Source organism: Amycolatopsis sp. A133 (assembly GCF_031082405.1).
Taxonomy (GTDB): Bacteria; Actinomycetota; Actinomycetes; order Mycobacteriales; family Pseudonocardiaceae; genus Amycolatopsis.
This window is the reverse complement of the sequence record NZ_JAVHJU010000057.1, coordinates 58525-68600: the sequence shown is the minus strand read 5'-3', so window position 1 is coordinate 68600 and position 10076 is coordinate 58525. Positions and strand designations below refer to the sequence as shown.

Genomic DNA, 10076 nt, shown 5'->3' with positions numbered 1-10076 from the left:
TGACGGTGCAGTTGTGCTGCGCCATTCGGGTCACCGGAAATGACCACCCGTCAGGGGCGGCCGGGGCACCCGGCAGGATGTGCCCCATGACTCGGCTGCGTACTCTCCTGGCGAAACCGGGCGTACTCGACTGGATCCGGATCGGCCTGCTGGTGGCGGGCGTGCTGTGCGTGCTCACCGGCCTGCTTCCGGTGGCCGAGGCGAAGGCCAGCATGAGCCGGATCGCGCCGCTGCTGCTGTTCCTCGGCAGCGTGATCGTGCTGGCGACGCTGGCCAGGCACGCCCAGGTCTTCGACGCGATCGCGGCCCGTCTCGCCCGCATCGGCCAAGGCAACTACCCGGCCCTCTTCCTGCTCTGCGTGGCGTTCGCGACGGTGACCACCGTGGTGCTCAACCTCGACACGACCGCCGTCCTGCTCACGCCGGTCTTCCTGGCGCTGGCGCCGAAGGCCAAGATCGCCGCGCTGCCGCTGGCCATGACCACGCTCTGGCTGGCCAACACCGCCAGCCTGCTGCTGCCGGTCTCCAACCTCACGAACCTGCTCGCGGCGGACCGGGTCGCGCTCGCCGCACCGGCGTTCGCCGCCCGCATGTGGGCACCCCAGCTGGCCTCGGTCGCCGCCACGATGGTGTTCCTCTGGGTGTGCTACTGGCGCCGGGGCCGACGCGGTGGTGACCGGTACCTGCCACCGCCACCGGTCGAGCTGGACGGGGCCCGCAGCCGGGTGCTCTTCCGGGTCGCCGGCGCGGCCTGCCTGCTGTTCATCCTGGCCATCCCGTTCATCCGGGACGAAATCGGCTACGCCGCCGCGGTCGCGGCCGCCGTCGTCGTCCTCGCGTTCGCCGTGCTCGACCGGGCGAAACTGCGGCTGAGCCTGATCCCGTGGCAGCTGCTGGTGTTCGTGACCGGCCTGTTCCTCGTCGTCCCCACCCTGAGCCGGTACGGGCTGTCGGAGCTCATGACCGGGCTCATCGGCTCGGACGGCGGCGGGCTCGGCGAGTTCCGGGCGGCCGCGGCGGGTGCCGCCCTGTCCAATGTGGTCAACAACCTCCCCGCGTACACGGCGGGCGAAGCCGTGGTGCCACCGGGCAACGGCGACCAGCTGCTGGCGCTGCTGATCGGGACCAACGTGGGGCCGATCGTCACGCCGTGGGCGTCACTGGCGACTTTGCTCTGCCTGGAATCGTGCCGCCGGCACGAACTTCGGGTGCCGATGGGCCGTTTCGTGCGCAACGGTTTCGGCCTGGCCGTCCTGGCTCTGGTCATGAGCGTCGCCGCGCTCCGGCTCACCCGGTAGACCGGTCACCGTGACCCGTCCGGCGGCCCGGACCAGCTCGAGCAGGCCGGGAATGGCCTCCGGGTGCCCGGCCACGAAGCTGCGGTCGTGGGCACGGCCGATGCGCTCGTCGAACGGGGCGCCGTCGAAGCCGTGCACGACGAGGCCCGCTTCCCGCGCGATCAAGCTGCCGGCCGGCAGGTCGACGGCTTCGGCCCGGTAGCCGACGAACCCGTCGATGTCGCCGCGGGCGAGCAGCACCCAGGCCAGCAGCGGGGCCCACAGGCGCAGCACCCGGCGTGAGCTGGACTCGAGCAGCACGCGCAACCCGCGCGCGACGACGTCGTCCCGGCCGACTTCGTAGCCCTGGGCCCAGGCCAGCACCGGGCCGTGCGCCGGCTTCCGGTAGGGCGCCCGCGTCAGCGCGCCCGCCGGTCCCCACGTGCCCCGGCCGCGGATCGCCGACCAGCTCTGTCCCCGCACCGGGTCGTGCACGACGCCGAACACCGGCGTCCCGGCCTGGCACAAGGCGATGCCGACGACGTAGTCGCTCAGGCCGATGGCGACGTTGTTGGTGCCGTCGAGCGGATCGACCAGCCAGGCCCACGAGTCGTCGCCCGCGTCGAGCAGGCCCGCCTCTTCGGCGATGATCCGGTGCCGGGGGAAGGCGGCCCGGATGTGCCGCACGATCAGGGCCTCCGCGGCGAGGTCGAGATCCGTCACGACGTCGCCGGTCGTGCTCTTGGTGCGGACCCCCACCGCTCCCTTCGCCCCCGCGAACAGCAGCGCGCCCGCCTCTTCCGCCGCCCGCAGCGCGACGGCGCGGGCGTGGTCGAGATCCACCGGCGTGCTCAGGGCCTTCCTCGCTCGCATAGGTCCTCCCGGGGACGCGGTTCGGGAACCCGGCCGAGCCGCTCGACGACCATCGCGGCGACGAGCGCCGTCTCCTCGCGGTCGCAGAGCTGCCGGGTCGTGCGGTGGGTGCCGGTGTTGACCGCGCCGACCGACAGGTCGACGGCCCCCGGCCGGCCGCTCCCCAGCGCGATCGTGGCGACCTCGCCCCGCGCCACGGTCTCGTGGAACACCCCGGCGGCGAGCGTGTAGACGGCACCCTGCCGGTGCAGCTCGCTCGAACGGCGTTCGCGGCGGACGAGCCTGGACGTCCGCCGGATCTCGTCGCCGTGCTCGCTGCTGCCGATCTCGCAGATCCGGTGCGTCGGCCCGTCCGGCGCGTCGGTCACCGCGACGAGATCGTTGCGCAAGGTCCCGTAGAGGACGTAGCTGATCAGGTCCCAGCTGTGCGCGTGCGTCGACGACGTCGTCGGGCGCGCGTGCGCCAGGTTTTCGCTCCAGACGTGCAGGCAGATTCCCCGCTCACCGGTGCGCTCCACGGGCAGGCACACAAAACCGAGCGGGTGCCGGACCGCCCTGAGGTCGGTGCGGCCCCGCACCACTTCACCGAGCACGCCGGCGATCCAGCGCGGGACCACGGTCCCGGCCTCCCCGCTCACGAGCGCTCGGTGGATCGTCTCGTACATCCTCGCCTCACCAGTAAGGGTTCTTCGGCCGCAGCGCCCGGCGCACGAGGTCGGTGACGTCCCGATCGGTGAACGAGCCGGGCAGGTCCAGGTCCAGCAGGGCGAACAGCTTGCGCGCCTCCTCCACCGTCGGCTCGTCCGACAACCGCAGCTCCTTGGCCCGCGCGATGTCGACGTGCCGCGTCTGTTCGAAGCTGGCCACCAGCTCCCTGCTGTACGCGCGGTAGTGCGGCCTGCCCTTCTCGAACAGGATGGCGGGCGCCGACGGGTCCTCCTGCGTCATGATCACCCAGACCGAGGAGATGTCCCAGCGGAACGTCGTCATCACCTTGGACAGGCCCACCTCGATCTTGAGGAAGGCGAACCGCTGCCGGTACCAGCACGCGGCCAGGATCGTCGCGAAGGACTCCTTGCGGGTGCGGTCCAGGGTCCACGTCTCGCCGGTCCGGTCCGGCCCCGGCGCCAAGGACGACCGGTACTGGGCGTATTCGTTGCACAGCGATTCGTTGGCCGGATCGATGATCTCGATCTGCACGCGCAGCGGGCGTTTCGCCCGGCGCGCGCTTTCGACGCATTCCTTGAGCGTCACCGCTCGCAGGTAGGTGCCGGTGCCGCCCTTGAACATCCACTGCTCGGTCTCGTGGTGGGCTTCGGCGTGCACCCTGCCGACTTCGGGGCCGTTGACCAGCCGCACGGCGGACAGGTCGGCCAGCGCGTTGGAAGCCGTTTTCCGGTCGCGCAGCAACGTCGCCGCCAGCAGCGCGAGGGTGAGCAGAATGGCCGCGTTGATCTCACCGGTGCCCAGCACGTCGAGCACCCCGAGTAGCCCGACCGTCGCCGCGATCAACAGCGCAAAAAAGCCGTCCGCGTTGTTCTTGAGCCACCCCGCGAACCGTCCCATCATGGCGAGAGTACTCACCGAAACGGCCCGGCGGACCCCCTGCGGTGGCCTTTCACTCAGGCGGAGGCCGTTCGGGCTGCCGGTCCGTCAGAGTTATCGGCGCCGAGTCGATTTTCCGGAACCGGCGCCGCCACGGTTTCGCGACCGGGCCGCAAAGATCACCGCGAAATCCGACGCGGCCGTCCAGCACCCCGGTCAGCACCTTGCCGCCGCTTTCGCGGAGTCCGGGGGCCGGCCACCGGTCGCCGGCGCCTTCGCCGGGCGGTCCGGGGTGTTCCGCAACGTCACCCCAGCGCTCTCACCCCCGCGAACCGGCCGGGTAGGTGGTGTCGGTGAAGCCGGGCAGCTCGACGAGTTCGGGCCGGTTCCCGTTGGCGCTCAACTGATCGAGCACGAACTGCATACCGGCGGTCGCGATCTGCGCGGCCGGGTCTTCCATGACGTAGCGGAGGCGGGTCACGATCGCCCGCTTGTCGTCGACCGACCGGACGATCGGCATGGCGGTGACCACCTCGGTGTCGTCGTCGACCACGGGCGCCCGGTCGATCCTCTTTTCGAAGGCCGGGTAGTCCGGCCACATGAGACGGCTCATCTCCACCGAGGACAGGGCGCTGTACCAGAAGCTGCGGTACCGCGACTCGATCCGGGCGCCGGCCTCGCCGTCGGCGAGCTCGTCGAGGTCGATGGTCGGCGCCGCCGGGGCGATGATCAGCCGGGCCGGGTCGAGCTTCCGGCCGGACGCTTCGTGGAGCAGCGAGCACACGTTGTTGGTCTGCCAGGTCAGGCCGGCGCTCGGGCGTCCGGCCGTGCCGACGACGAGCACCATCAGCTGCGCCCAGTCGATGGGCTGCTCGTGGAGCCACTTCAGGGTCCGGTGGATCGAGTCCAGCGCCGAGAGAGCGAAGGTCGCCGCCATCATGTTGTTGAACGACACCGGGATCGCGTCCGGCCCATCGCCTTCGAGCAGGTTCGCCCGCAAATACGCGAAGTCGAGGAGCTTCGGGTTTTCGATCGCTCGTTCCAGGTAGTCCGCGGTGGTGGCGCAGGTGTAGCCGACGAGATCGGTGATCTTCTCCTCGTGCCCGCGCCACGCGACGGCCGCGACTTCGTCACGCCAGTACGAGACGCTGTTGAAGTCCTGGACGACGCGGCACTGCGCGATGAGCTCCCGGGCGTCGTTCTTGCAGCCGGGGTGGTCGAGTTCGCGCAGCCGGGCCAGGTACGGGATCGCGAGGCCGAGGTGCGAGACCGCGGTGATCTCGAAGAACCCCCGGGTGCCCTTCCGGAAGTCGACCGCCGTGGGCGGGCGTCCGCTGCCCGGGAACAGCACGAGGTCGGTGCCCGTCGCCACCAGCATCGGCGTGTCGGAGTGGGCTTGGCCCAGTTCCTGCTGCAGGGTGCGGCCGATGCTGTCCGGAGCGGAGGTGAACAGTTCGAACAGCCGCATGAAGTGCGGGTTGGGCTGGTATCGCATCGGATTTTCCTTTACCGGTCCGGAGTCAGGCGTTGTCGAGGGAGAGTTCGTAGACGATGCTGTCCTGGCGGAACCGCACGTCCGGGGTGAGGCTGTTGGCGACGACCAGGAAGCTCCGGCCGCCGGCCTCGAAGTAGCTCGCGTCGGTTCCCCCGTAGGTGGGGAACTCTTCGAGCACCTCGAACTTGCCGTTGTTCCACCGGTACAGCTGCGACATCAGGTCGGTCTTCGGAGTGGGAGGCATTCCCTCCACGAAGCAGACCCGGACGAGGTACAGGTCGTCGCCGTGCCGGAACAGTTCGAACTCCCGGCCTCCGGGGCCGCCGAGTGACTGGTGCGGCTCGAAGAGCTCGCCGTTCCACCGGTGGAGCGTCGACTCGCCGGTGATGCACGCGAACGCCAGCCACTCCTCGCCGTTGTGCGAGAAGTGCCGGAAACTCCGGCCGAACCGTTCGCCGAACGTCTGGTAGGGGACGAAGGAATCGCCGTCCCAGCGGTAGACCACACTGGGCGAAACCTGGTCGGCATAAGCCAGGAAATCGTGTCCGCCGACGCGGAAAGAGGCCCAGTTGTACCCCATGCGCCCGCCCAGGACCTGGAACTCCTGCCACCGCCCGTCGACGCGCTCGAAGACGACCGAGCGCCCGTGGCCCCGGTGCGGGAGGGTGCGGCCGGGGATCACGAGGCCTTGGGCCAGGGCCAGGAACTCGCGGTCGCCGATCGAGAAGTGGTGCCACTGCTTGGCGCCGAAGGTGGGCAGCGTCTCGTCGAGGATCCACTTCCCGCCTTCCTCGCGGTAGATGAGCGAGTCGACGTCGGTTTCGTAAGGCCCCTTCCCGGTCCGGAGGTTGGCGAAGGCCAGGTAGGTCTCCCCGCCGCTGCGGAAGCTCACCGCGTCCTCCGCGCTCGGGCTGGGCAGCCGGTCGTGCTCGGCGAATCGCCCCTCCTCCCAGCGGTAGAGCAAGGCGTCCACGTCGGCATTACCGCCCTGCATGTCGGCGGGCCGCCCGGGCACGTCTTCGGCCAGTTGCGGCACAACGAGGTGCAACCGGTCATCGGCGCGGAACACGTGCGCGCTCCGAGCGCCGGACGTGGCGAGACGCTGGTGGACCGAAAAGATCTTCGTCCCCGGGGGGTTCGGATCGGTGATCGACACGGGAGCTCCTTAACTAAGTTAACCCGACATCGGCCAGCGTGGCTTAACTTAGATAAGTTGTCAACGAGCCGACGGCATTACGGCTCTGAACTGCGGAAAGACACTAAGCCACGAGGGTATACACGCGAGGTATACGCCTGCAGTATAGTGATCGTCATGCCCGGCTTCCCGGGTTCGAGGAGGGACAGGAGAATGTCGGTTTCCCACACCTTGCTCGGGTTGCTCGAGTCCGGCCCGCGGCACGGCTACGATCTGAAACGGGCGTACGACGAGCAGTTCGGGCAGGACCGCCCGCTCGCTTACGGCCAGGTCTACTCGACGCTGTCACGCCTGCTGCGCAACGGCATGGTCGAGGTGGCGGGCGTCGAGAGCGGCGAGGGACCGGAGCGGAAGCGCTACACGATCACCGACGCCGGGATCACCGACGTCGAGACCTGGCTGCGCACTCCGGAGAACCCGCAGCCGTACCTGCAGAACACGCTCTACACCAAGGTGGTGCTCGCGCTGCTGTCCGGGCGCAGCGCCGCCGACGTGCTCGACGTCCAGCGCGGCGAACACCTGAACGTGATGCGCTCGCTCACCAAACGCAAGAACGAGGGCGACCTCGCCGATCAGCTGATCTGCGATCACGCGCTCTTCCACCTCGAGGCGGACCTGCGGTGGCTGGAACTCACCGCCGCGCGCCTCGGCGAACTCGAGAAGGCGGTGCGCTGATGACCACGCCCGGAACACCGTTGCTCGCCGGCAGCGGGCTGCACAAGTCGTTCGGCCGGACGCGGGCGCTCGACGGGGCGGCGCTGGCCGTCTCGGCGGGCGAGGTGCTCGCGATCATGGGGGCGTCCGGTTCGGGCAAGTCGACGCTGCTGCACTGCCTCGCCGGCATCGTCCGGCCGGACACGGGAACCATCAGCTACCGCGGCGCCGACCTGGTCGGCATGGACGACAAGGGACGGAGTGCGTTGCGGCGCACCGAGTTCGGGTTCGTGTTCCAGTTCGGCCAGCTCGTGCCCGAGCTGTCCTGCCTCGAGAACGTCGCGCTCCCGCTGCGGCTGACCGGGCACAAGCGGAAGCCGGCCGAGGCCAAGGCGACCGAATGGCTGGCCCGGCTGGAGGTCGACGAGCTGGCCAAGCGCCGTCCCGGTGACGTGTCCGGTGGGCAGGCGCAGCGGGTCGCGGTGGCGCGGGCGCTGGTGACGGGGCCGAAGGTGGTCTTCGCGGACGAGCCGACCGGCGCACTCGACTCGCTCAACGGCGAAAAGGTCATGCAGCTGCTCACCCGGGCGGCCCGGGAAACCCACGCCGCGGTCGTGCTGGTGACCCACGAACCGCGGGTCGCGGCCTATTCGGACCGGGAAATCACGGTGCGGGACGGGCGCACGGTCGACCGGGAGCTGGTCGCGTGATGCGGGATCTGGCGCTGGGGCTCCGGCTGGCCGTCGGGGGCGGCCGGATGTCCGGCGCGGCGCTGCTGCGCCTCGCGATGACCGCGCTCGGGATCGCGCTCGCGGTCGCCGTGCTGCTGCCCGCGGCGGCGGTCCACCACCTCGTCGGCGCGCAGGCGGAGCGGGCGGCGGCGATCGGAGCGGTCACCGAGCCGCGCGCGGGTGTCGCCCCGCTGCTGACCTACGCCTGGTACCCGTCGGTCGGCGGCGACGTCGTGAAGATCACCGCGGTCGCGGCGACCGGACCGGGCTCGCCGGTGCCGCCGGGCCTCGACCGGCTGCCCGCGCCGGGCGAGCTGGTCGTGTCGCCGGAACTCGGCGCGAAGCTGGCCTCGCCCGACGGCGGTTCGATGAGGGCCCACCTGCCGGGGCACGTCGTCGGCCGGCTGTCGCCGGAGGGTGTCTCCGGCGCCGGCGACCTGACCGCGTACTACGGGGTGCCCGCCGCGCAGATCGAGGCCGAAGGCGCCGACGGCACCGAGGTCTACGGGTTCGGCCGGCCCTACACCGGGCTCGGGCTGTCGGCGGTGATGCTGGGCCTCATCCTGCCGATCGCGGCGGTGCTGCTGCTGCCGTTGCTGATCTTCGTCACCACCGCGTCGCGGATGGGTGCGGCGCAGCGGGAACGCCGGCTCGCCGCCCTGCGGCTGATCGGCCTCGACTCGCGGCAGGTCAAGCGGGTCGCGGCGGCGGAGTCGCTGGTCGGAGCGATGATCGGGCTCGTGGCCGGCGTCGGGCTGTTCGTTCTGCTGCGCACCTTCGTCGCGGACATCCTGCCGTTCGGCCTGCGGATCTTCCCCGGGGACTTCGTGCCGTCCTGGCCGCTGGCCGTGGTCGTCGTGCTGCTGGTGCCCGGGCTCGCGGTCGGCTCGGCACTGTTCGGGCTGCGCCGCACGATCGTGGAACCGCTCGGCGTGGTCCGCCAGGGCAAACCGGTGCGGCGGCGGATGTGGTGGCGCTGGGCGCTCACCGCGATCGGCGCGCTGTTCCTGGCCGCGACCCTGGCTTTCGATCGGGGGGACGGCGACACGGCCGCCGGGCTGGCGCTCGCGGCGGGCAGCGTGTTCCTGCTGGTGGGCATCGCGGCCCTGCTCCCGTGGCTGGTCGAGCGGCTCGTGGAGCGGCTGGACGGCGGTCCGCCGTCGTGGCAGCTGGCGATCCGGCGGCTGCAGCTGGACAGCGGCACGGCCAGCCGCGTGGTGTCCGGGCTGGTCGTCGTGCTGGCCGGCACGATCCTGGTCCACGGCGTGATCACGTCGCTCAGCGCCGGCGCCCGGCAGCGGACCTTGCCGGACGGTGTGGCCGCGACTCCGGTGCGGGTCCTGACGACCACCGCGCACGAGGCCGAGGTCACGAAGCTGGCGGTGGCGGTGCCCGGGGTGACCGGAGCGCACCCGGCCAGGAGCCTGGCGTTCCGGTCCGGGTCGCAGCGGACCTACGGCTTCGCCGGCGATTGCGTGGCGCTCAGGGCGCAAGCGAACATCGGCGGCTGCACCGACGGCGACGCCTTCTACGTCGGGCCGTCGCCGGCCGGGGCCACCCCGGCCGGCACGGTGCGCCTGCAAGGCCTTTCCCGCACCGGCGCGGTGGACGGTCCGGAGTGGACGGTGCCGGCCGGCACCAAGGTGGTGCAGCCGGGCGACACGACGGCACCGGAAGACAGCTTGCTGGTCACCCCGGGCGCGCTCGGCGGGCTCGCCCTGCCGGACTCCCCCGTCGTGGTCTACCTGTCGGGCACCGGCGACCCGCAGTCGCTGACGGACGACGTCGCGCGGGCCGTCCAGCCGCTCGCGTGGAACGCCATGGTCGGCAAGGGCGACAACCTCGACGACTACCGCGCCCGCGACCAGCAGCTGGTGGACAGCTTCCGCTCGGTGCTGATCACCGCGTCGCTGTTCGTGCTCGCGGTGGCCGCGATGAGCCTGCTGATGCTGTCGATCGAGCAGATCAGCGAACGGCGGCGACCGCTCGCGGCGCTGTCCGCGGCCGGCGTGCCGATCGGCGTGCTGGCTCGCGGAGCCCTGTGGCAGACCGCGGTACCGGTGGTGGTCGGCGTGGCGCTGGCGGTCGCGGCGGGACTCGGGCTGACCGCGCCGATGCTGCGGCTGGCGGACCTGCCGATGTCCGTCGACGTCCCGGCACTGCTCGCACTGGCGGGCACCACGGTGGCGGCGGTCCTGCTGGTGACCGGCCTGACGCTGCCGTTGCTGCGGCAAGTGACCCGATTGGACGCCCTGCGCTCGGAGTGAGCCGGCCGCTTGCCGGAACCGGGTTTCCGGCAAGCGGCC

General features: G+C 71.1%; 8 protein-coding genes and 1 pseudogene. 4 read left to right on the top strand and 5 right to left on the bottom strand.

Annotated features, from left to right (window positions below; genetic code table 11):
- Positions 1-86: 86 nt before the first annotated feature.
- On the top strand, positions 87-1298 hold the full coding sequence (locus tag Q5425_RS32885; protein WP_308676242.1) for an SLC13 family permease: 1212 nt from the start codon (positions 87-89) through the stop codon (positions 1296-1298).
- A gap of 102 nt (positions 1299-1400) precedes the next feature.
- On the opposite strand, the pseudogene Q5425_RS32880 reads toward Q5425_RS32885, so the two are convergent.
- The 5 genes and pseudogenes from Q5425_RS32880 to Q5425_RS32860 all read right to left on the bottom strand — a co-directional run.
- Positions 1401-2150, bottom strand: a pseudogene (locus Q5425_RS32880) (inositol monophosphatase family protein); the annotation flags it as partial.
- Positions 2129-2815, bottom strand: coding sequence for a hypothetical protein (locus Q5425_RS32875; protein WP_308676241.1), 687 nt, complete (start codon positions 2813-2815; stop codon positions 2129-2131). The pseudogene Q5425_RS32880 and the gene Q5425_RS32875, both read right to left, overlap by 22 nt.
- 7 nt (positions 2816-2822) lie before the next feature.
- Positions 2823-3716 (bottom strand): hypothetical protein, encoded by an 894-nt coding sequence (locus Q5425_RS32870; RefSeq protein WP_308676240.1) that lies wholly within the window; start codon positions 3714-3716, stop codon positions 2823-2825.
- Between the two features lie 298 nt (positions 3717-4014).
- Positions 4015-5190 carry a DUF5624 domain-containing protein gene (locus Q5425_RS32865; protein WP_308676239.1) on the bottom strand — a complete coding sequence of 392 codons (1176 nt, stop codon included), beginning with the start codon at positions 5188-5190 and terminating at the stop codon, positions 4015-4017.
- A 25-nt stretch (positions 5191-5215) separates the two neighbouring features.
- On the bottom strand, positions 5216-6346 hold the full coding sequence (locus Q5425_RS32860; protein WP_308676238.1) for a hypothetical protein: 1131 nt from the start codon (positions 6344-6346) through the stop codon (positions 5216-5218).
- 192 nt (positions 6347-6538) lie between these two features.
- Between Q5425_RS32860 and Q5425_RS32855 the strand changes: the two genes are divergently transcribed.
- From Q5425_RS32855 to Q5425_RS32845, 3 genes are read left to right on the top strand one after another with little or no spacing between them, the layout of a single operon-like run.
- Entirely contained in the window at positions 6539-7060 is a 522-nt protein-coding gene (locus tag Q5425_RS32855) for a PadR family transcriptional regulator (protein WP_308676237.1), read from the top strand.
- Complete coding sequence (locus Q5425_RS32850; RefSeq protein ID WP_308676236.1) at positions 7060-7749, top strand: ABC transporter ATP-binding protein; 690 nt, start codon at positions 7060-7062, stop codon at positions 7747-7749. The genes Q5425_RS32855 and Q5425_RS32850 overlap by 1 nt, the downstream gene beginning before the upstream one ends.
- A complete protein-coding gene (locus tag Q5425_RS32845) occupies positions 7749-10037 on the top strand; it encodes an FtsX-like permease family protein (RefSeq protein ID WP_308676674.1) in 2289 nt (762 codons plus the stop codon). The genes Q5425_RS32850 and Q5425_RS32845 overlap by 1 nt, the downstream gene beginning before the upstream one ends.
- Positions 10038-10076: the final 39 nt, after the last annotated feature.

Bases quoted from the DNA above. Each gene is read 5' to 3' on its own strand.
- Q5425_RS32865 (WP_308676239.1), bottom strand. From the start codon at position 5,190: ATGCGATACCAGCCCAACCCGCACTTCATGCGGCTGTTCGAACTGTTC.
- Q5425_RS32875 (WP_308676241.1), bottom strand. From the start codon at position 2,815: ATGTACGAGACGATCCACCGAGCGCTCGTGAGCGGGGAGGCCGGGACC.
- Q5425_RS32850 (WP_308676236.1), top strand. From the start codon at position 7,060: ATGACCACGCCCGGAACACCGTTGCTCGCCGGCAGCGGGCTGCACAAG.
- Q5425_RS32885 (WP_308676242.1), top strand. From the start codon at position 87: ATGACTCGGCTGCGTACTCTCCTGGCGAAACCGGGCGTACTCGACTGG.
- Q5425_RS32845 (WP_308676674.1), top strand. From the start codon at position 7,749: ATGCGGGATCTGGCGCTGGGGCTCCGGCTGGCCGTCGGGGGCGGCCGG.
- Q5425_RS32855 (WP_308676237.1), top strand. From the start codon at position 6,539: ATGTCGGTTTCCCACACCTTGCTCGGGTTGCTCGAGTCCGGCCCGCGG.
- Q5425_RS32870 (WP_308676240.1), bottom strand. From the start codon at position 3,716: ATGGGACGGTTCGCGGGGTGGCTCAAGAACAACGCGGACGGCTTTTTT.